The organism is Roseateles sp. DAIF2 (assembly GCF_015624425.1).
Taxonomy (GTDB): Bacteria; Pseudomonadota; Gammaproteobacteria; order Burkholderiales; family Burkholderiaceae_C; genus Kinneretia.
This window is the reverse complement of sequence record NZ_CP049919.1, coordinates 1,430,585-1,450,809: the sequence shown is the minus strand read 5'-3', so window position 1 is coordinate 1,450,809 and position 20,225 is coordinate 1,430,585. Positions and strand designations below refer to the sequence as shown.

General features: G+C 70.8%; 21 protein-coding genes. 9 read left to right on the top strand and 12 right to left on the bottom strand.

Translation table 11 applies throughout. The features are described from left to right. Positions 1-26: 26 nt before the first annotated feature. Positions 27-692: a bifunctional 2-polyprenyl-6-hydroxyphenol methylase/3-demethylubiquinol 3-O-methyltransferase UbiG gene (locus G8A07_RS06760; protein ID WP_195796296.1), complete on the top strand. Its 666-nt coding sequence runs from the start codon at positions 27-29 to the stop codon at positions 690-692. Here G8A07_RS06760 and G8A07_RS06755 read toward each other — a convergent pair. From G8A07_RS06755 to G8A07_RS06705, 11 genes are all read right to left on the bottom strand, one after another. Beyond that, positions 679-1,113 carry a GNAT family N-acetyltransferase gene (locus G8A07_RS06755; protein WP_195796295.1) on the bottom strand — a complete coding sequence of 145 codons (435 nt, stop codon included), beginning with the start codon at positions 1,111-1,113 and terminating at the stop codon, positions 679-681. The genes G8A07_RS06760 and G8A07_RS06755 overlap by 14 nt on opposite strands. A gap of 57 nt (positions 1,114-1,170) precedes the next feature. Beyond that, positions 1,171-1,662 (bottom strand): DUF2147 domain-containing protein, encoded by a 492-nt coding sequence (locus tag G8A07_RS06750; RefSeq protein WP_195796294.1) that lies wholly within the window; start codon positions 1,660-1,662, stop codon positions 1,171-1,173. A 144-nt stretch (positions 1,663-1,806) separates the two neighbouring features. Next, positions 1,807-2,280 carry an SgcJ/EcaC family oxidoreductase gene (locus G8A07_RS06745; RefSeq protein ID WP_195796293.1) on the bottom strand — a complete coding sequence of 158 codons (474 nt, stop codon included), beginning with the start codon at positions 2,278-2,280 and terminating at the stop codon, positions 1,807-1,809. Between the two features lie 127 nt (positions 2,281-2,407). Beyond that, positions 2,408-3,091 carry a response regulator transcription factor gene (locus G8A07_RS06740; RefSeq protein ID WP_195796292.1) on the bottom strand — a complete coding sequence of 228 codons (684 nt, stop codon included), beginning with the start codon at positions 3,089-3,091 and terminating at the stop codon, positions 2,408-2,410. Then, entirely contained in the window at positions 3,088-4,716 is a 1,629-nt protein-coding gene (locus G8A07_RS06735) for a HAMP domain-containing sensor histidine kinase (RefSeq protein WP_195796291.1), read from the bottom strand. Before G8A07_RS06735 ends, G8A07_RS06740 begins: the two co-directional genes overlap by 4 nt. An 89-nt stretch (positions 4,717-4,805) precedes the next feature. Next, positions 4,806-5,534, bottom strand: a complete 729-nt coding sequence (locus G8A07_RS06730) for a 1-acyl-sn-glycerol-3-phosphate acyltransferase (RefSeq protein ID WP_195796290.1) — start codon at positions 5,532-5,534, stop codon at positions 4,806-4,808. After that, entirely contained in the window at positions 5,531-6,841 is a 1,311-nt protein-coding gene (locus G8A07_RS06725; protein WP_195796289.1) for a dihydroorotase, read from the bottom strand. Before G8A07_RS06725 ends, G8A07_RS06730 begins: the two co-directional genes overlap by 4 nt. Continuing rightward, a complete protein-coding gene (locus G8A07_RS06720; RefSeq protein WP_195796288.1) occupies positions 6,838-7,800 on the bottom strand; it encodes an aspartate carbamoyltransferase catalytic subunit in 963 nt (320 codons plus the stop codon). Before G8A07_RS06720 ends, G8A07_RS06725 begins: the two co-directional genes overlap by 4 nt. 16 nt (positions 7,801-7,816) lie before the next feature. Beyond that, positions 7,817-8,314, bottom strand: a complete 498-nt coding sequence (gene pyrR, locus G8A07_RS06715; RefSeq protein WP_195796287.1) for a bifunctional pyr operon transcriptional regulator/uracil phosphoribosyltransferase PyrR — start codon at positions 8,312-8,314, stop codon at positions 7,817-7,819. Further along, entirely contained in the window at positions 8,311-8,688 is a 378-nt protein-coding gene (gene ruvX, locus G8A07_RS06710) for a Holliday junction resolvase RuvX (protein WP_195796286.1), read from the bottom strand. The genes pyrR and ruvX overlap by 4 nt, the downstream gene beginning before the upstream one ends. Next, the gene (locus G8A07_RS06705) at positions 8,685-9,263 is read right to left on the bottom strand and encodes a YqgE/AlgH family protein (protein ID WP_249937252.1); all 579 of its coding nucleotides are present in this window, start codon (positions 9,261-9,263) and stop codon (positions 8,685-8,687) included. The genes ruvX and G8A07_RS06705 overlap by 4 nt, the downstream gene beginning before the upstream one ends. A 22-nt stretch (positions 9,264-9,285) precedes the next feature. Between G8A07_RS06705 and G8A07_RS06700 the strand changes: the two genes are divergently transcribed. The 8 genes from G8A07_RS06700 (at position 9,286) to G8A07_RS06665 (ending at position 18,167) form a co-directional block, all read left to right on the top strand. Then, a complete protein-coding gene (locus tag G8A07_RS06700) occupies positions 9,286-10,716 on the top strand; it encodes a deoxyribodipyrimidine photo-lyase (RefSeq protein ID WP_195796285.1) in 1,431 nt (476 codons plus the stop codon). 194 nt (positions 10,717-10,910) lie between these two features. After that, positions 10,911-12,287, top strand: coding sequence for a CHASE3 domain-containing protein (locus G8A07_RS06695; RefSeq protein ID WP_195796284.1), 1,377 nt, complete (start codon positions 10,911-10,913; stop codon positions 12,285-12,287). Then, positions 12,284-12,934: a response regulator transcription factor gene (locus G8A07_RS06690; RefSeq protein ID WP_213086243.1), complete on the top strand. Its 651-nt coding sequence runs from the start codon at positions 12,284-12,286 to the stop codon at positions 12,932-12,934. The genes G8A07_RS06695 and G8A07_RS06690 overlap by 4 nt, the downstream gene beginning before the upstream one ends. Before the next feature lie 113 nt (positions 12,935-13,047). Next, positions 13,048-13,932: a diguanylate cyclase domain-containing protein gene (locus G8A07_RS06685; RefSeq protein WP_195796283.1), complete on the top strand. Its 885-nt coding sequence runs from the start codon at positions 13,048-13,050 to the stop codon at positions 13,930-13,932. A gap of 27 nt (positions 13,933-13,959) precedes the next feature. Further along, positions 13,960-14,463, top strand: a complete 504-nt coding sequence (locus G8A07_RS06680) for a spore coat U domain-containing protein (RefSeq protein WP_195796282.1) — start codon at positions 13,960-13,962, stop codon at positions 14,461-14,463. 38 nt (positions 14,464-14,501) lie between these two features. After that, positions 14,502-15,227 (top strand): molecular chaperone, encoded by a 726-nt coding sequence (locus G8A07_RS06675; RefSeq protein ID WP_195796281.1) that lies wholly within the window; start codon positions 14,502-14,504, stop codon positions 15,225-15,227. Next, positions 15,211-17,646 (top strand): fimbria/pilus outer membrane usher protein, encoded by a 2,436-nt coding sequence (locus G8A07_RS06670; RefSeq protein WP_195796280.1) that lies wholly within the window; start codon positions 15,211-15,213, stop codon positions 17,644-17,646. The genes G8A07_RS06675 and G8A07_RS06670 overlap by 17 nt, the downstream gene beginning before the upstream one ends. Continuing rightward, positions 17,643-18,167 carry a spore coat U domain-containing protein gene (locus G8A07_RS06665; RefSeq protein WP_195796279.1) on the top strand — a complete coding sequence of 175 codons (525 nt, stop codon included), beginning with the start codon at positions 17,643-17,645 and terminating at the stop codon, positions 18,165-18,167. Before G8A07_RS06670 ends, G8A07_RS06665 begins: the two co-directional genes overlap by 4 nt. A 19-nt stretch (positions 18,168-18,186) precedes the next feature. Here the strand turns inward: G8A07_RS06665 and G8A07_RS06660 are convergent, their stop codons facing one another. Continuing rightward, the gene (locus G8A07_RS06660; protein WP_195796278.1) at positions 18,187-20,106 is read right to left on the bottom strand and encodes a metallophosphoesterase; all 1,920 of its coding nucleotides are present in this window, start codon (positions 20,104-20,106) and stop codon (positions 18,187-18,189) included. Between the last annotated feature and the right edge of the window lie 119 nt (positions 20,107-20,225).

Genomic DNA, 20,225 nt, shown 5'->3' with positions numbered 1-20,225 from the left:
CGGGCGGCCGTCACCGGGGAGCCCCGATGAGCCTGAGCAGCGACGCCAGATTCTGGGACCGGAACTCCCGGCGCTACACCCGCGGCGCCATCGCCGACCCGGCCGGCTACCAGCGCACCCTGGACCGCACGCGCGCCCTGCTGGCGCCGGCGGCCCGCGTGCTGGAGCTGGGCTGCGGCAGCGGCGTCACCGCGCGGGCGCTGGCCGGCGGCGTGCGCGCCTATCTGGCGACCGACCTCTCCGCCGGCATGATCGCGATCGCCGAGGAGAAGAACCAAGCGCAAGCCGAGCCGGCGCTGCCGGCCCCGCGCTTTCGCGTCGCGACCGCCGAAACCCTGCTCGACGGCGAAGAAGCCGCCGGCTCGTTCGACGCGGTGCTGGGCTTCAACTACCTGCACCAGGTGCGCGACCTGGCCGGCACCCTGCGCAGCATCCATGGCCTGCTCGCGCCGCGGGGCCTGTTCATCTCCAAGACGCCCTGCCTGGCGGACATGCATCCGCTGCTGCGGCGAGCCCTGCTGCCGGCGATGCAGGCGCTGCGCCTGGCGCCCTATGCGGGCGCCTTCCGGGCCGCGGAGCTGGGCGCCGCGCTGGAACATGCTGGTTTCGAGCTGCTGGCGATCGAGTACCACGCGAGCCGGGGCCGCGATCGCCGGCCCTACATCGTGGCCCGCAGACTCAACTCTCGCTGAGATAGCCGCGTTCCAGCTGCAGCTGCTGGTTCTCGAAGATCGCCATCGCGGTCTTCATGCGCAGGAAGCCGAAGCGCCGGTAGAAGGGCTCCTTGCCCGGCACCGCGTAGAGGATGATCTTCTTGTGCCCGCGCGACATCTCCACGAGCCGGCCGACCAGCTGCCGGCCCAGCCCGCTGCCCTGGTGCTCGGGCAGCACCGCGATGTCGCAGAGGTAGGCGCAGTCCGCGCCATCGGCCAGCACCCGCCCCGCCGCCACGAGCCGCCCCTGGGCGTCGTGGACGAAGCACTTGAACAGGCTGTTGCCGAACACCAGCCGCAGGTGTTCGGGCTTCTTGTCGCCCAGCGGCGCGGCGCGGTACAGCGCCGAGAGTTCCTCCCAGTCGACGCCCTCGGCGCTGGTCTTCCATTCGAATGCCATGCTTGCTCCCGGCTGCGGCGCAGATGCCTGCCGGCGAGCAGCATAGCCGCCCGCCGCTCAGCGGGACGCCGCGCTGGCCGCGGCCTCCGCCGCCGGAGCCGGCGCCTCGGCCAGACGCCGCCAAAGCTGGCTCTTGCCGAACAGCGGCAGCAGCACATAGGCGCGCAGGCGCAGATGGCCGGCCTCGTCCAGCGCGACCCGGCAGTCGTAGTGCCGGCCGTTCTCGCGGTTGTAGAGGCGCCCCTGCCAGCCGCCCTCGCCATCGGGCCGCAGCCCGCTGAGCAGCTGCAGGCCCAGCAGCTCGCGCGCGCCGGCCGGCGGGGCCATGGCCTGCTCGGGCCGGGCCATCGAACGGTTCGCGACCACGCGCGCCACCGTGCCGCACAGCAGCGCCGGGTCGGCGCAGGGTGCGATCTCGACCTCGAGATTGCCGCTCTCGGTCAGGAAGCGGCCGCGCGGGTCAGCGGCCGCCGCCGCGCCCTCGGCGAGGAGCAGCAGCAGGACCGCGGCGCCGGCGCGCCAGATGGAGAAGGTGGAAACGAGGTCCATGCAAGGGCTCCCTGAGGTGGTGGATGACCCCGCCATTGCAGGCGCCCAGCTTGTCCCGCGTATGTCCGCGCCGGGTCCTTTTTGTCACCCTTCGTCGCCCGGCGCCGCGGCGATACAGAGAGCGACAAAAAACGCTGCGCTCGCTCAGAGCTTCTCGGGCATCGCCGAGGAATGGTGATGGCTGATCAGCCATTGCCCCTGGCTGAACTGGTAGACATAGGTGTAGCGCGCGCTGACCTTGCTGCCGTCCTTGAAGCTGAAGGTGTAGGTGCCGACATCCTGCGCGCTGTTGCAGCCCAGCTTGACGATGCGGCGGTCGATCTTGCCGACCGGCTTCTTGGCCAGGAAGCTGACGAAGTAGTCGCGGATCTCGGCGGTGTTGGTGCGCGGCTTGTTCGACACGGTGGCCAGCAGCACGCCGTCGGCGGCGTAGTTGGCCGCGACCTTGTCCGGGTCCAGCGTCGCCAGCGAGGCGTTCCAGCGCTCGAACAGCGCCGCGATCTGCGCCTCGGTGACCGGGGCGCAGCTGGCGGCGCCGGCCGCCGCGGTATTGGCCTGGGCCGGCAACGCGGCGGCCAGCAGGGTGGTGACGGCGAGGATGGGGGTGAATCGCTTCATGGTCGTGCGAAGGAGCATGCCAAGACGGCACCGGCCCAGTCTGGGCCGCGACGATGAACGCCGGCGCTCGCGGCGCATGAAGGCGCGCTGACGCGCAGATGAACGAATTCTGACGGCCGCGCCAGGCTTATCCCGGCTCGGCGTCGATCTTGTAGCCGATGCCGCGCACCGTCTTGATCAGGGCCAGCGGGCGGCCCTCGTCGATCTTCTGGCGCAGGCGGCGCACATAGACGTCCACCACATTGGTCAGCGGGTCCTCATGCGCGCCCCAGACATTGGAGAGGATGCGCTCGCGGCTGAAGACCCGGCCCGGCGCGCTCATCAAGAGCTCCAGGAAGGCCAGTTCCTTGGCGGTCAGCATGATCGGCTGCTCGCCGCGGCACACGCGCATGCGCTGGCGGTCCAGGCTCAGGTCGGCCACGCGCAGGCTGCTGATCGGCGCCTGCGTCTCGCGCGAGCGCCGGCGCAGCGCCTCCAGCCGCACCACCAGCTCGTCGAAGGCGAAGGGCTTGGTCAGGTAGTCGTCGGCGCCCAGGCGCAGGCCGGTCACCTTGTCCTCCAGCGCGCCCAGCGCGGTCAGCATCAGCACCGGGATCTGCGAGCCCTCGCTGCGCAGGGTCTGCAGCAGGTCCAGGCCGTTCAGGCCCGGCAGCATCACGTCCAGCACCAGCAGGGTCCAGTCCTGGGCGCGCGCCAACGCCAGGCCCTCGGGCCCGCTGCGCGCCACCAGCACCTTGTAGCCCTCGGCGCCCAGCCCGCGCTCCAGGAAGTCCGCCACCCGGCGGTCGTCCTCCACGATCAGCAGCCTCATCCCTGCCCCTCCCCGTTCGTCATTTCCACGCCCTTCCCGGCGATTCCCAGTGGCAGCTCGATCAGCACCTCGGCGCCCTGCCCCGCGGCGCTGCGCAGTTCGATGCGCCCGCCATGCGCCTGCACGATGGCCTGCGCGATCGGCAGGCCCAGCCCCAGGCCGTCGGGCCGGTGCGCGCGCGCCGCCTCGCCGCGGAAATGGCGCTCGAACACCTGCGCCAGCTCCTGCGCGGCGATGCCGATGCCCTGGTCCAGCACGCGCAGCCGCAGGGCCTCGCCGGCCAGTTCGGCCGCCAGCTCGATGCGGCCCCGGGCATGCGAATAGCGCCGCGCGTTGTCCAGCACGATGCCCAGCAGCTGGCGCAGCCGCTTGCCGTCGCCCAGCAGCAGGGCGCGCTCCGGCCCCGGCTCGGGCAGGCGCCAGTCGAAGCGCAGGCGCTCGGCCTCGGCCTGCTTCTGCGCCTGCTCGCAGCATTGCTGCAGCAGCGCGCGCCAGTCCAGCGGCTCGCGCCGCACCACCAGCTGGTCGAACTCGCTGCGCGCCAGCAGGGTCAGGTCTTCCACCACATGCGAGAACTGGCCGACGGTGGCGACGATGCGCGCCAGCGCCTGGCGGTACTCCTCGCCCGTCTTCTCGCGCCCGCGCAGCGCCACCTCGGCCTCGCCGCGAATCGCGGTGGCCGGCGTGCGCAGCTCATGGCTGACCTCGGCGAAGAAGCGCCGGCGCCGCAGGTCCAGCGCCTGCAGGGTCTCGTGCGCGGCACGCAGCTCGGCGGTGCGCGACTGCACCATCTCCTCCAGCCGCGCGCGGTCCGCCTGTTCCTGGGCGCGACGCAGCTGCAGCTCGGCGGCCATCGCGTTGAAGCTGCGCGCCACCTCGCCGAATTCGTCGAGCTGGCGCTCCGGGATGCGGTGGCTCAGCTCGCCCTGGCGCAACGCCAGCGCGCCGCCGGTCAGGTCGTCGATCGGCGTCTTCAGGCGGTGCATGAAGTACATCGCCAGCCCGATCGTCGCCAGCAGCGCGGTGACGCTCAGCACGATCACCACCTGGCGCATCGTCGCCAGCGCCTGGTCGGCGTCGCGGCGCGAGGCCTCGGTGGCCTGGCGCTCGGCCTCGATCTCGGCGTTCAGCAGGCGGCGCAGGTCCTGGCCCTGGGATTCGTCGAACAGCGCGGCGATCTGGCGCCAGGCCGCCGCGGCATTGGCATCGGACTGCAGCGGCCTGACCCCGCCCAGCGCCCGGCCCAGCTCGCCCAGATGGCGGTCCAGCACGCTCAGCGACTGCTGGCGCACCGCGCGCCGGCCCGGTTCGCCCAGCTCGGCCTCCAGCTCGTCCAGCGCCAGCGAGAGCTGGTAGGTGCGCGCCAGCCCGGCGCGCATCTCGGCCAGCAGGCCGTCGCGCACCGCCGGCGCCGCATCGGCCGCCAGCAGATGCTGCACGGTCCAGCTGCGCAGGCGCTGCTTGTTGGCGGCCAGCTCCACATAGCCCTTCAGCACATCGCTGGCCAGGCGGCCGCGCTGCACCTGCTGGGCCGCGCTGTGCTGCGCCCACAGCGCCGCCGCGCCCTCCATCAGGGCCAGCAGACCCAGCATCGCGATGGCAAGCAGCAGACGGGCGCGGAACATGCCGCGCACTCTACGCCGCGCCGATGAAGCGGCCCCGCCCGGCCAGATGAACATCCGATGAACAGCCGCGCCCGGCGGTCCCTGCTTTTTCAGTCGGCGGCCAGCGCCTCGGCCAGCTGCTCGCGCAAATGTTCGGCCAGCAGGCGGCGGTCGGCATGGGCGGTCTCGACCGCCGGCAGCACCTGCACCCGCACCGCCAGGCCGCGTGCGCTGGCGATGCGCCACAGGCTCTGGGTCAGGGTGGTGTCGCCGATGAAGCGCGCGGCGCTGCTGAAGCGCTCGCCCGGCTCATGCCAGCGCAGCATCACCGGCTGGATCGGCAGCGCGGTGGCCACCGCCGCCTGCAGCAGATTGGCATGGAAGGGCAGCAGCTCGGGGCCGGCCCCGGTCGTGCCCTCGGGGAACACCGCCACCGTGTCGCCGGACTCCAGCGCCTCGGCGGTCCGGTGCACGACGCGCAGCGCATCGCGCTTGCTGGCGCGCTCGATGAAGAGCGTGCCGACGCCGGTGACCAGCCAGCCGACCACCGGCCAGCGTTTCACATCGCCCTTGGAGACGAAGCGCGCCTCCGGCAGCACCGCATGCATCGCCGCGATGTCCAGCCAGGACACATGGTTAGCGATCAGCAGCTTGGCCCCGGGCCGGCCCTGGCCGACGGCCTCCAGCCGCACGCCCAGCAGTTCCAGCAGGCGGCGCGACCAGGCGCCGACATGGGCATGGCGCTCGGCCGGCCGCAGCTGCGGAAAGCGCAGCCCCACGATCAGCAGGGCCCGCAGCACATGCAGGAAGACCCGCGCCAGGCGCCAGACCGGGATCACTCAGCGCACTCGTAGGCGATATGGCCCGCAACCAGGGTATGGCGCACCCGGCCCGGCAGCTCGAAGCCGGTGATGTCGGCCGCGAAGGGCGTGTACTTGCCCTGGCTCTGCAGGCGCTGCGGCGTCACGGCCCAGCGCGCGGCCGGGTCGAACACGCAGATGTCGGCCACGCCGCCCTCGACCAGGCGGCCGGCGCTGGCCGCCAGCGAACCCAGGGCCGGGCCCAGCACCTTGACCGGCTCGGCCGTCACCGCCGCCAGCGCACGCGCCAGCGGCTGCTGGTCGTCCTCGGCCCATTTCAGCGCCAGGCTCAAGAGCAGCTCCAGGCCGGTGGCGCCGGGCGTGGCCTCGGCGAAGGGCAGCATCTTCTCGTCCTCGTCAACCGGCATGTGGTCCGAGACCAGCGCGTCCAGGGTGCCATCGGCCAGCGCGGCGCGCAGCGCGTCGCGGTCGCGGCCCTGGCGCAGCGGCGGGTTCACGCGCATCGCCGAGTTGAAGAAGCCGATGTCCACATCGGTCAGGTGCAGCGAATTGATCGACACGTCGGCCGTGACCGGCAGGCCCTCCTTCTTGGCCGCGCGCAACAGCGCCACGCCGGCCGCGCTGGACAGGCGGCACAGATGCACCCGCGCGCCGGTGACGCGCTGCAGCTCGAAGATGGTGTGCAGCGCGACGGTCTCGGCCGTCACCGGCTCGCCGGACAGGCCCAGCCGCGTCGCGACCGCGCCGCTGGCGGCCACGCCGCCGGACAGCCAAGGGTCGAGCGGGCGCAGCCAGACCGTGTAGCCGAAGGTGGCGGCGTACTGGAAGGCGCGCTGCAGGAACTGGGTGTTCTTGATCGGCTGGTCGGCCTGCGAGAAGCCGACGCAGCCGGCCTCGGTCAGCTCGGCCATCTCGGTCAGCACCTCGCCGGCCAGGCCGCGGGTCAGCGCGCCCAGCGGGAACAGGCGGCAGCGCGACAGCTTGCGGGCGCGGAACTTCAGCATCTCGACCAGGCCGGGCTCATCCAGCGTCGGGTCGGTGTCGGGCGGGCAGACCAGGCTGGTGACGCCGCCGGCCGCGGCCGCGGCCAGCTCGCTCTCCAGCATGCCCTCATGCTCATGGCCGGGCTCGCGCAGGCGCGCGGCCAGGTCCACCAGGCCCGGCGCGACGACCAGGCCCGCGGCGTCGATCACGCGCTCGGCCTCGAAATCGGCCGGCACGCCACCCAGCGCGACGATGCGGCCGGAGGCGATCGCCAGATCGCCCTGCTTGTCCAGGCCCGAGGCCGGGTCGATCAGGCGACCACCTTTGATCAGAATCTTCATGCTTCGTTTCCAGCCAGGATGGACATCACCGCCATGCGCACCGCGATGCCAAAGGTGACCTGCGGCAGGATCACGCTCTGGCTGCCGTCGGCCACCGCCGAGTCGATCTCGACGCCGCGGTTGATCGGGCCCGGGTGCATCACGATCGCGTCGGGCTTAGCCAGGGCCAGCTTCTCCGGCGTCAGGCCGAAGTTCTTGAAGAACTCGCCGGCGCTGGGCAGCATCGCGCCATTCATGCGCTCGTTCTGCAGGCGCAGCATGATGATCACGTCGGCATCCCGGATGCCCTCGGCCATGTCGTGGCAGACGCGCACGCCCATCTCCTTCAGGTCGCCCGGCACCAGGGTCTTGGGGCCAACCGCGCGGATCTCGGGCACGCCCAGGATGTTCAGCGCATGGATGTCGGAGCGCGCCACGCGCGAATGCACGATGTCGCCGACGATCGCCACCGTCAGGTTGCGGAAGTCCTTCTTGTAGTGGCGGATCGTGTACATGTCCAGCAGGCCCTGCGTCGGATGCGCATGGCGGCCGTCGCCGGCGTTGACCACATGGACATGGGGCGCGCAATGCTGCGCGATCAGGTAGGGCGCGCCGCTCTCGCTGTGGCGCACGACGAACATGTCGGCATGCATCGCGGAGAGGTTCGCCACCGTGTCGAGCAGGGTCTCGCCCTTGGCGGTGCTGGACCTGGCGATGTCCAGGTTCAGCACGTCGGCCGACAGGCGCTTGGCCGCGATCTCGAAGGTGGTGCGGGTGCGGGTGCTGTTCTCGAAGAACAGGTTGAACACCGACTTGCCGCGCAAGAGCGGCACCTTCTTGACCTCGCGGTCGTTGACCGAGAGGAAGGTGCCCGCGGTGTCCAGGATCTGATGGATCACGGCCTGCGGCAGGCCCTCGATGGAGAGCAGATGGATCAGCTCGCCGTTCTTGTTCAGTTGGGGGTTTCGTTTGCTCAGCATCTTGTCGTCCCCTGCGTCACTTCACGTCGAAGCTGAAGCGGCCGTCGGCGGCGCGCGCCAGGCGCAGCTTCTGGTCGGGGCCGCCCAGGGTCACGCGCGCGGCCGAGAAGACCGGCTCGATCGGCAGCTCGCGCCCGCCGCGGTCCACCAGCACCGCCAGGGTCACGCTGGCCGGGCGGCCGAAGTCGAACAGCTCGTTGATCACCGCGCGGGTGGTGCGGCCGGTGTAGAGCACGTCGTCGATCAGCAGGATGTCGCGGCCCTCGACCTCGAAGGGCAGCTTGGTATGGTCGGCCGCGGCGCTCATGCCCTTGGAGCCGAAGTCGTCGCGGTGCAGGGCGCTGGAGATCACGCCGGGCGCGCCGGCCAGGCCCAGGTCCTTCTGCAGGCGCTCGGCCAGCCAGGCGCCGCCCGACCAGATGCCGACCAGGGCGGAATTCGGGCGCAGCAGGCGCTGCACGCCGCGCAGCAGGTCCGCATAGAGCGCTTCCGCATCGAGATGTAAGGTGCTCATGGGTTCTCTCTCAGGAATTGTTCGAGGATCAGCGCGGCCGAGGCGGAATCGACATCGCGCGCGCCGCGGCTCTCGGCCTCGACGCTGGTGTAGCGCTCGTCCACCTCGTGGACCGGCAGGCGGAAACGGCTCTTCAGCTGGCGCCCGAACTTGCGGGCGCGCAGGGTGATCTCATGCTCGGCGCCGTCCGGATGGAAGGGCACGCCGATCACCAGGGCCTCCGGCTGCCATTCCTGGATCAGCCGGGCGATCGCCTGGAAACGGGCCTCGCCCTCCAGCGCGATGCTCTTCAGCGCCTCCGCGCTGCCGCTGAAACGGCTGCCGGTGGCCACGCCGACCCGCTTGGTGCCGAAATCGAAGGCGAGAAAGGTCATGCGTGACCGGCGTCAGCGCTCAGCATGCGCGGGTCGATGCCCAGCAGCGACAGGGCCTTGTCGTAGCGCTCCTCGATCGGGGTTTCGAAGATGATGCCGGGCTCGGCGTCGACGGTGAGCCAGCCGTTGCGGCCGATCTCCTCCTCCAGTTGGCCGGCGGCCCAGCCGCTGTAGCCCAGGGTCACCAAGAGCTTCTTCGGGCCGGCGCCATTGGACAGGGCCTCCAGCACGTCGCGGCTGGTGGTCATCTCCAGCCCGCCGGGCACGGCGAGCGTCGCGTTGTAATGGCCGCCCTCGTCGTCCAGCGGCTCGTGCAGCACGAAACCGCGCTCGGTCTGCACCGGGCCGCCGAAGAACACCGGGCGGGCGGCCAGTTCCTCGTCGGGCAGGCTCAGCTCGACCTTCTCGAACAGATTGCCCAGGGTCAGGGAGATCGGCTTGTTGATCACCAGGCCCAGCGCGCCCTTGTCGTTGTGCTCGCAGAGGTAGACCACGGCGCCGGCAAAGGTGTCGTCCGCCATGCCGGGCATGGCGATCAAAAACTGGTTGGTCAGGGCCATCTGGTGCTTGGACATGCCGGCATTTTATTCTGCGCGCATGCAAGCCAAGAATTTAGACCGGGCCCTGGTCTGGTTCCGGCGCGATCTGCGCGTCGACGACCAGGCCGCCCTCTACCATGCCCTGCGCGCCACGCGCCAGGTGTTCTGTGCCTTCGTGCTCGATACCGAGATCCTGGACGCCCTGCCACGGGCCGACCGGCGGGTGGAATTCATCCTGCAGGCCCTGGCGCGGCTGGATGAGCGGCTGCGCGCACTGGGCGGCGCCCTGATCGTGCGCCATGGCCGCGCCGACGAGGAGATCCCGCGCCTGGCCGCCGAGCTGGGCGCGCAGGCGGTGTTCGCCAACCATGACGACGAGCCCCAGGCCCTGGCCCGCGATGCCCGGGTGGGCGAGCGCCTGGCCGCCTTCGGCGCCCGGCTGCACAGTTTCAAGGACCATGTGATCTTCGAGCGCAGCGAGCTGCTGACCGCCGCCGGCAAGCCCTATTCGGTGTTCACGCCCTACAAGAACGCCTGGCTGAGGAAGGTCGACGAGTTCTTCCTGCGCCCCTACCCGGTCGAGCGCCATGCCACGGCCCTGGCGGCCGGCCCGCTGGCGCGCGGCGTGCCGGCCCTGGCCGAGATCGGCTTTACGCCCGCCGGGCTGGCGTCGGCGCTGGGCGCGGACCGGGCCGACGCGCTGTTCGAGGACTTCCTGGAGCGGATCGACCGCTACCACGAGGCGCGCGACTTCCCGGCCGTCAAGGGCCCCAGCTACCTGAGCGTGCACCTGCGCTTCGGCACCGTCTCGATCCGGCGCCTGGCGCGCGCGGCCTGGCAGCGCGCCGCGGCCGGCGAGCGCGGCGCCGAGGTCTGGCTGTCCGAACTGGTCTGGCGCGACTTCTACCACCAGGTGATGCACCACTGGCCGCATGCGATGAGCAGCGCCTTCCGGCCGGAGTACGACAAGATCGTCTGGGAGCAGGGCCCGGAGGCCGAGCGGCGCTTCGGCGCCTGGTGCCGCGGCGAGACCGGCTACCCGCTGGTGGACGCGGCGATGCGCCAGCTCAATACCAGTGGCTATATGCACAACCGGCTGCGCATGGTCACGGCCAGCTTCCTGATCAAGGATCTGGGCATCGACTGGCGCCGCGGCGAGGCTTACTTCGCCGAGCAACTGTTGGATTTCGACCTCGCGGCCAACAATGGCGGCTGGCAATGGGCCGCCTCCAGCGGCTGCGACGCCCAGCCCTATTTCCGCATCTTCAACCCGGTCAGCCAGAGCGAGAAGTTCGACCCCGAGGGCCGCTTCATCAAGCGCTACCTGCCGGAGCTGGCGGCGCTGCCGCCCAAGCTGGTGCATGCGCCCTGGCTGGCCGGAACGTTGCTGGATCCCAACTATCCGCCGCCGCTGGTCGCGCATGAGGAGGCGCGCCGCCGCACCCTGGAGCGCTATGAGGTGGTCAAGAGCCGTGCGGTAAAGACCTGACCCCGCTGCGGGGGGCGTGATCTTGCATTTTCCGCCCACTCGGCCTAGCCTGCGGCCATTGCGGTGAGCGACAAGAGCCGGCAGGGCCCTCCCGCAGCGAAATGGGTAGGGTGGGCGCTGCAGCCCCACTGTCATCGTCGAAGGCTGCGGGCCCGCATGTATCCAGAGTGCCGAATCCCACTCGCAGGGCATGCATGCGCATCTCGTCGTTTCCTCTGGCCTTCGGTTTGCTGTTGAGCGGTTGCATCGCCTTCGTCGCGATGGCCTGGGGCGAGCATCTCAGCCTGCAGGAGCTGGCCCGGCGCAGCGACGCGCAGGCCCATGCCCTGCAGACCCAGCTGCAGGTGCGCAAGGTCGGCGCGCTGCTGGTCGACATCGAAACCGGCCAGCGCGGCTTCATCATCACCGGCCAGAGCGCCTTCCTGGAGCCCTACGAGCAGGCCCGGCTCGACCTGGCGCGCAGCTATGGCGAGCTGAAGATCCGCCTGATGCAGGGCGAGGCGCCGCCGCCCTCGACCGCGGCGCTGGAGGCACTGATCACGCGCCGCATCGCCCAGGTCGAGCGCAATGTGGCGCTGCGCTGGCAGCAGGGCGAGGCGGTGCTGAAGGACCTGTCCGGCTATGTCTCGGGCAAGCAGCTGATGGACGAGATCCGCCATGAGCTGGCCCGGCTGGAGGCGCAGCAGGCCGCGCTGGTCAAGCAGACCCAGGCCGAGACCGCGATCGTGCGCAAGCGCACCACCGAGCTGGCCAGCCTGCTCAGCGGGGTCGGCGTGCTGCTGATCGCCGGCGCGCTGCTGGCCCTGCTGCTGGAGCGGCGCCGGCGCGATCGCGCCGAGCAGGCCCTGCTGGCGGCCAACAGCCATCTGGAATCCACCGTGGCCGAGCGCACCGCGGCGCTGAGCGCCGCGCTGGCACGCATCCAGAGCTTCACGGCCGAGCTGGACCGCGGCATCGAGGCCGAGCGCCGCGAGCTGGCGCGCGAGGTGCACGACCAGATGGGCCAGATCGGCACGGCCACCAAGATGCTGGTGCTGGCGCTGCGCAAGAAGCTGGCGCCGGCCAAGGAGGAGATGCTGGACGAGTTGCTGACCCTGGCCGACGAGATGATCATGGTGGCGCGCCAGATCTCCGCCACCCTGCGCCCGCCGCTGCTGGACGACCTGGGCCTGGCCGCCGCGGTGGCCCATTACGCGAAGACGCTGGAGCGCCAGGGCGAGCTGGCGGTGCAGCTGGACCTGCGCGACGAGGACCGGCTCAGCGCCGAGCAGCGCAACCAGCTGTTCCGCATCCTGCAGGAGGCCACCACCAATGTGCTGCGCCATGCGCGCGCCAGCCGGCTGCGCATCGCCGGCCAGGCCGGCGACAGCAGCTATGGCCTGGTGATCGAGGACGACGGCGTCGGCCCCGGCCCGGTGCGCCCCGACGCCTCGGGCCTGCGCAATATGCGCGAGCGCGCCAGCCTGGCCGGCGGCAGCCTGCAGTTCGGCCCCGGGCATGAGGGCGGTTCCCGCATCGATGTCTGTCTGCCGCTGGCGGTGCGCCGCCTCGGCGAGGAAGTGGAGGGATGATGCCGAAGAGAACGATTCTCGTGGTCGACGACCATCCGATCATGCGCGTCGGCGTGCGCCAGCTGATCCTGGCGGAATGGCCCGATGCCGAGATCCTCGAGGCCACCACGATCGCCCAGGCGCTGACCCTGGGCCAGCCGGCCGCGCTGGACGTGGTGGTGCTGGACCTGTCCCTGCCCGATGCCACCGGCACCGAGGGCGCCAGCCGCATCCTGCGCGCGCTCAAGGGCGTGCCGGTGCTGGTGCTGAGCCTGAACGCCGAATCGGCCTATGCCGCGCGGCTGCTGCAGATGGGCGTTTCCGGCTATCTGCCCAAGGACCGCGCCGGCGACGAGCTGGTCAGCGCGCTGCACCGGCTGCTGTCCGGCGGGCGCTATGTCACCGCCGCGATGGCCGACCACCTGCTGGGCCTCTTGTCCGGGCAGACGCCGAACCAGTTGCCGCATGAGCAGCTCTCGGCCCAGGAGCACCGGGTGATGTTGCTGATCGCCGCCGGCCGCACACCGGCCGAGATCGCCGACATCATGCACCTCTCGGTCAAGACCGTGGGCACCTACCGCGCCCGCATCCTCGAGAAGGCCGGCTGGAAGAACAACACCGACCTGACCAAATACTGTGTCCAGCATGGCCTCACCGATCCCGTGTAAGCGATTTGCCTACATGGGCTCGAGGCCTTTCATGCACGCCCTGTTGCGGCAACGCCCGCTGCCTCGCGGACCGGCCCGCATCGAAGATCGAGGCCATAAACAGGGAGTCCACAATGAATGTCTTTCTCGTCGAGGATTCGCCCTCCATCCGGCGCCTGCTGGTGCGCCGCCTTGAGACCCTGCCCGGCGTCAACGTGGTCGGCGAGGCGAACGGCCAGGAACAGGCCCTGGCCCTGATCGATTGGCTCAAGCCGGACACCGTGCTGCTGGACCTGTCGCTGGCCTCCGGCTCCGGCCTGCAGGTGCTGGCCCGGCTGCGCCGCTCCGGCTTCATGGGCCGGGTGATGGTGCTGACCGCCCAGGCCCTGGACGCCTACCGCCAGGCCTGCGAGGACGCCGGCGCCGACGGCTTCTACGACAAGGCCAGCGGCCTGGACAACCTGTTCGACGACCTGGCCAATCTGGTCGGCATCGAGCGCGAGGCCGGTCCCAAGACCGCGCCGGCGATGCTGCTGCGCGACGGCCTGACCGGCATCTACAGCCAGAGCGCCCTGATCGAGCGCCTGGACCAGGCCACCAAGATGGCGGCGCGCGACGATCAGGAGCTGGCCGTCTATGTGCTGATGCTGAGGGGCCTGAACGCGCTGCGCGAGGCCCAGGGCGAAACCGGGGTCGACAGCGTGATGCGCGAGACCGCTGCCCGGCTGGCCCAATGCAGCACGCCGGCCGATGTGCTGGCGCGCCATGCCGAGGACCAGTTCTCGCTGGTGCTGACCCGGGTCGAGTCGGCCGCCGAGGCCGCCCTGTTCGCCCAGCGCCTGAACACCCTGATGGGCCAGCCCTTCGAGATCAAGGGCCTGCAGCTGAGCATGCCCTCCGAGCTGGGCGTGGCCCTGTTCCCCCGCGACGCGATCTCGGCGCGCGCCCTGCTGACCCTGGCCGAGGCGGACGCCTATGGCACCCAGCAGCCGCGCCCCGGCTCGGCCTTCACCCAGTAACGCCATCGTCCGCACAAGGAGCCCGGGATGAACATCCGCATCGCCCCCCTGCTCGCGGCCCTGGCCGCCGCCTCCCTGGCCCTGTCGGCCCAGGCCACCACCACCACCAACACCTTCCAGGTCACGGCCACCGTGATCAGCGCCTGCACCGTCTCCGGCGCCGCGCTGAACTTCGGCAGCAGCATCGACCCGCTGGCCACCGCCACCCCGCTGGATTCCAGCTCGACCCTGAGCGTCGTCTGCACCAACACCACGCCCTACACCGTGGCGCTGGACGCGGGCCAGAACGCCGGCGGCGCGGCCAACTTCACCAGCCGCGCGATGAAGAGCGGCTCCAACCTGCTGGGCTACCAGCTCTACCTGGACAACGGCCGCTCCACCGTCTGGGGCAACGGCACCGGTTCCAGCACCCACAGCGGCACCGGCACCGGCAGCACCCAGAGCCTGACGATCTACGGCCGCCTGCCCTCGCTGGCGAACGTGATACCCGGCGCCTATACCGATACCGTGACCGTCACCGTCAGCTACTGATCCCGCCCTGCTCCGGAACGCGCCAAGGGAGGCCCGTCATGAAGCGTCTGATCCACCGCCTGCTGCTGCCCTGGCTGCTGCTGATCCCCTGGCTGGCGCAGGCCGCCGATGTCAGCCTGATGCCGGTCAACGTCCGGCTCGACCGCCTCAACGACCGCGCCACCGTGCAGGTCACCAACAACGGCGCCGAGCCGGTGGTGATGCAGGCCGACGCGATCGCCTGGACCCGGGTCGAGGGCAAGGATGTCGACGGCCCGACCAGCGACATCATCGTCAACCCGCCGATCTTCACCGTGCAGCCGGGCCAGACCCAGGTGCTGCGCGTCGGCCTGCGCCGCGCCCAGGAGCTGCAGCAGGAGGCCACCTACCGCATGGTGCTGCGCGAGATCCCGATGCCGCGCCTGTCCGACGTCGGCCAGATGGCCGGCACGGTGCGGGTGCTGGTGGCGCTGCGGGTGCCGGTCTATGTGGCGCCGGCCAGGGTGCTGCGCGACGAACGCTGGAGCCTGCGCCGCGAGTCCAACGGCGACATGGTGGCCAGCGTCACCAACAGCGGCAATGTGCATCTGCGGGTCTCCGAGCTGCGCCTGCACGGCGAGGGCGCGCAGGGCAGGCCGCTGGCGCTGCAGGGCTCGAACGCCGTCATCTTCCCCGGCGAGGAGCGCAGCTTCCGCCTGCAGGCCGGCGGCGGCACGCCCAGCCGGCTCGAGGTCATGACCGATCGCGGCCTGCAGCAGGTAGCGCTGAATGAGGCGCGGCCCTGAGGCCATACTGATCCTGCTGTTCCTGAACCTGCTCCTCCCGATCCGGATGGGCAGGGCGGCCGAGTCCGCCCTGCCCCCGCTGGCCAGCAGCCCCGAGCTGGCGCGCGCGCTGGCCGAGATCCAGCAACGCGCCCAGCTCGGCGAGACCCTGCTGCTGGGCCTGCGCATCAACGGCGTGCCGCAGCCGCAGACCCTGCGCGCGGTGCGCCTGCCCGACGGCCTGGCGATCCCGCAGACCATGTGGGAGAGCCTGAATCTGAAGCTGCCGATCCGCTCGCCGCGCATGATCGACGGCGAGCTGCACGTGCTGCTGGGCGACGGCTTCTCCTGGCAGATCGAGGAGGCCACCCAGACCCTGCTGATCGAGTTGCCGGCCTCGGCCTTCCGCGCCCAGAGCCTGGCGCTGGAGGCCGCGGCCCAGCGCCCGACCCTGCCGGCACGCCTGGGCCTGCTGGCCAACTACGACCTGCAATGGCAGCGCCGCCTGTCCGGCCCGGCCGGCAGCGGCGCCGGCACCCTGGACGGGCTGCTCGAGCTGGGTGCGCTGACCCGGCGCGGCGACCTGAACCAGCTGATGCTGTACCGCGATGGCGGCCGGCTGCTGCGCCTGGAGACGCGCTGGACCCTGGACCGGCCGCAGAACATGACCCGGCTGCGCATCGGCGACACGGTCGGCCAGCCCGGCGCCTGGGGCCGCGCGCTGCGCCTGGGCGGCGTTCAATGGGGCACCGATTTCGCGCTGCGGCCGGGCTTCCTGAGCTTCCCGCTGCCGACCCTGCGCGGCGAGACCGCCCTGCCCTCGACCCTGGATGTCTATGTCAACAACAGTCAGCGCCTGCAGGGCCGGCTGCAGGCCGGCGCCTTCGACATCTCGGACCTGCCGCTGATCACCGGCCAGGGCGAGATCCGGACGGTGGTGCGCGACCTGCTGGGCCGCGAACAGGTGATCGTCCAGCCCTACTACGTCAGCCCTGCGCTGCTGAAGCCGGGCCTGCGCGCCTGGAGCCTGGAGCTGGGCCGGCTGCGCGAGGACTACGGCACGCACAGCAACCGCTATGGCGCGGCCCTGCTCAGCGCCACCGAGCGCCGCGGCATCAGCGAGAGCTTCACCCGCGAGTTGCGCGCCGAACTGCAGCGCTCGCAGCAGACCCTGGGCGCCACCGGCATCTGGCTCTGGCCGCGCCTGGGCACCGCCAACGGCTCGCTGGCGCTGAGCCGCAGCCAGCAGCGCGGGCGCGGCTGGCTGCTGGCCGCCGGGCTGGACCGGCAGGCGCGCGACTGGAGCGGCAGCCTGCAGTTCCAGCGCGTCAGCGCCGGCTTCGCCCAGGCCGGCGATATGCGCAGCCCCGACGCGATCACCGGCGCGCCGCCGAGCCGCCGCGAGGACGCGCGCTGGAACCTGTCGGCCGCGGTCGGCACCAGCTGGGCCGGCCATGCGCTGGGCCTGTCCTATGTGCGCCAGGACGACCGCCTGCTGGCCCAGCCGACCAAGCTGCTGAGCCTCAACTGGGGCCGCGACCTGGGCGGCTGGGGCTATCTGAGCCTGGTGGCGCTGCGCGACCTGGCCGGCAACGGCGCCACCACGATCGCGCTGGCCTGGAACCATGCGCTGGGCGAGCGCAGCAGCGCCGGCATCGCCCTGACCCGCAACCGCGCGCCGCCCGAGTCCGGCGGCGACAGCCAGCAGCTGCAGGTCCAGGTGCAGCAGAACCCGCCGCTGGGCCGCGGCCTGGGCTACCAGTTGCTGGCGGAGAGCGGCCAGCAGCGCCGCCAGATGGTGCAGAGCTACTGGCAGGGCGAGCGCTTCGTCTTCAACGGCGGCGTCGCCCGCCTGGGGCGCCAGACCGAGGCGCGCGCCGGCCTGTCGGGCGGCCTGGCCTGGATGGACGGCTCCGTCTATACCAGCCGGCGCATCGACGGCGGCTTCGTCGTCGTGCAGGTGGCCGACTATCCGGGCATCGGGGTGCTGCACGACAACCATGAGGTGGCGCGCACCGATGCGCGCGGCCGCGCCTTCATCGGCGGGCTGCGCGGCTACCAGAGCAACCGGGTCGCGATCAATGCGACCGACCTGCCCTACGACGCCGAGCTGGAGATCCTGGAGCTGCGCCTGATCCCGGCCGCGCGCAGCGCCGCGCTGATCGAGTTCCCGGTCACGCGCAGCCGCAGCGCGAGCTTTCGCCTGGTCGACGCCACCGGCGCGCCGCTGCCGCCCGGCAGCGAGCTGCAGGTGCAGGGCCAGAGCCGGCTGTTCGTCGTCGGCCTGGACGGGCGCGCCTTCGTCGGTGGCCTGGCCCCCGGCGCCAACCGGGTGCGCGCGCGCTGGCCGGAGGGCCAGTGCAGCGTGATACTGCAACTGCCGAGCGACACCGCGGAGCTGCCCGAGCTGGGCCAGCTGCGCTGCCTGGAGACGCGATGAGCCCAAGGACGACGACGATCCACACCCCCTTCCTGCGGCCACTGCTGCTGCTGGGCCTGCTGCTGGGCCTGGCCGGGCCGGCGCGGGCCGTGTGCACGTTGGTCTGCAGCTGCAGCGTCACCACCACCACCCTGGCCTTCGGCAGCTACAACCCGCTGGCCTTCGGCAACACCGACAGCAGCGGCACCGTGCGCGTCCAGTGCGGCGGCGTGATCGGGCTCCTGATCCCCTATGAGGTGACGATGAGCACCGGCAGCAGCGGCAGCTACGCCATCCGCAAGCTGAAGTTCGGCGCCCACACGCTGGACTACAACCTCTACACCGACGCTACCTACACCGCGGTGCTGGGCGACGGCACGACCGGCGGCACGCAGAAGATCAGCAGCAGCGTCACCTTGGACCTGGCGGGGCTGTCGCCGCCGCAGATCCACTGGGTCTACGGCCGCCTGGCCGGGCGTCAGCTGGGCGCCGCGCCGGGCGCCTACAGCGACTCGCTCACCGCGACACTGACCTACTACTGAGGGCGGGCTCGGCGCCAGCTCAGGGCCGCGCCACCAGCGCGAAGCGGCCCTCCTGGGATACGCGCGCCCAGAAGGTCTTCCTGGCCGCATCGAAACCGACGATGGCCGGCGCCGCGGCGCAGGTCCCGCTCACGTCGGCCGGCGCCGTCAGCAGATAGGCCGCGGCATAGGGCCTGGTACTGAGGCAGCCGGCCTGTGCCAACGCCTGCCAGCGGCCGGCACCGTCCTGGCGCGCCAGCAGGACCTGTTCGGGCTTGACGTCCTTGGGCAGGCCGAACTCCAGCACATAGCGATCGCCCTGGCCCTCGCCGTCCAGCGTCCACCCCTTGCTCGCCGCGGCCGGCAATTGCACCGGCCGCTTGCCGGCCTCGCTGCCATCGCCCAGCGAGCCGGGCAAGCCGGCCGCGGTGGCGATGTCCTTGGCACGGCCGTAGGGATCGATGTAGGTGCCGCCCTGACCTGCCGTGCCGCTGACGCTCAACACCTCGGACTGCAGGCTCTCGGTCCTGGGCTCCCAGGCCAGAATCAGTTGCTTCTTCAGGTCGATGGTGGTGGCGCGCACCTCGACCTCCTCGTCGGCCTGGCCGATGTTCACCAGGCGCGCACGCTGGCTGTTGTTCAGATTCGGCCGCCAGCTCTCATGGGCGATGAACATATGGCGCTGCATCAGCGACAGCAGCTCGCGGTTGTTGGCCGCCTCGGTCTTGCCGGGCTCGGCGCTCATGCTGCGGCTGCGCGTGTCGTGGCGGTTGAAGCTGAGGTTCTCGCCGTCCAGCACCCGTGCCACCAGGCCCTGCGGCGAGGGGCAGGCGCTGCTGCGGTAGCTGGTGTCATAGGCGTTGTTGCGCTGGATCTCGCTGGGAAAGCTGGCCGGGTAGACCAGCTTTTCGCAGCGCGCCGCGCTGCGGCGGAAGCGGTCGAACAGCTGCCACCTGGGCTGGGCCAGTTCCTTGGGGCCGTCCTCGTTCTTCATCACGCTGTGCTCGGCATACCAGGCCTTGAAGTCCAGCACGTCGTCCCTGAAGTCGAGGATGGAGGCATTCACGTCCAGCGTTCCCGTGGCCTCGGTGCGGGCCTTCAGCATCAGCGTGTTCTGCACCAGCTCATGCTCGCCGAAGCGGTTCTCATAGCCCTTGTAGGAGGCGCTGCCGGAGACGATCTGCATGAAGTTGCGCTGGGCCGGATCGCGGATCAGGCTGCGCGCATACAGATGCTCATGGCCCGACACATAGACCACGTCGTGGTCGGCGAGCAGCTTGCGGTACTTCTCGTACACGCCCTTGAAGGCGACATCGCCCTCTTCCGACTTGTAGCCCTCGACAATGCGCTCACGCAGCAGGCCGTACTTGTTGCCGACAAAGGAGTTGTGGGTCTGCAGCACGATATGGCGCGCCTGTGCCTTGTGCTTGAGGATGGTCTGCTCGACGAAGTCGTAGGCGAAGGGCATCCAGCCGTAGGAGATGTTGATCAGCAGCACGCCCTTGCGCAGCAGCGCATAGTTCTTGTTGCGCGCGCCGGCCATATGTTCGGCGTCCGCGGGAATGAAGTCGGCCACCAGGTCATGCCAGTCCTGGTCCATGCCCTTGTTGTCATGGTTGCCCATGATGGGCAAAAAGGTCATGAAGGGCTTGTAGGCCTCGGCCACCTCGCGCCATTGGCGGTACTCGGCCGCCGAGCCGTTCTCGGCCAGGTCGCCGACCACCAGCACCACATCGACCTTCTGCTGCTTGTACAGCTCCAGCAGCGCGCGCATCGGATGGACCGATACATTGGAGCCGCCGCCCTGGGTATCGGGCAACACACCCACGCTCAAGGCCTTGACCGCAGGTGGTGCGGGCTCGGGCGCGGGTGCCGGCACCCCGTCGCCGCCACCCCCGCAGGCCGCCAGCAGCATGGTCATGCCCAGGAGCGCGCTGCTCGTCGTTTTGCTGATCTTCATGAAACCCTTGTCCTCGAAACAAAGGTCGCCATGCTGATCAGCGGGGATGGCAGCGACGTGACGACCGCGGCCGCAGCACGCGCCAGGCGCCCGCCCGTGCGACTGCTGCAACGCGCGGG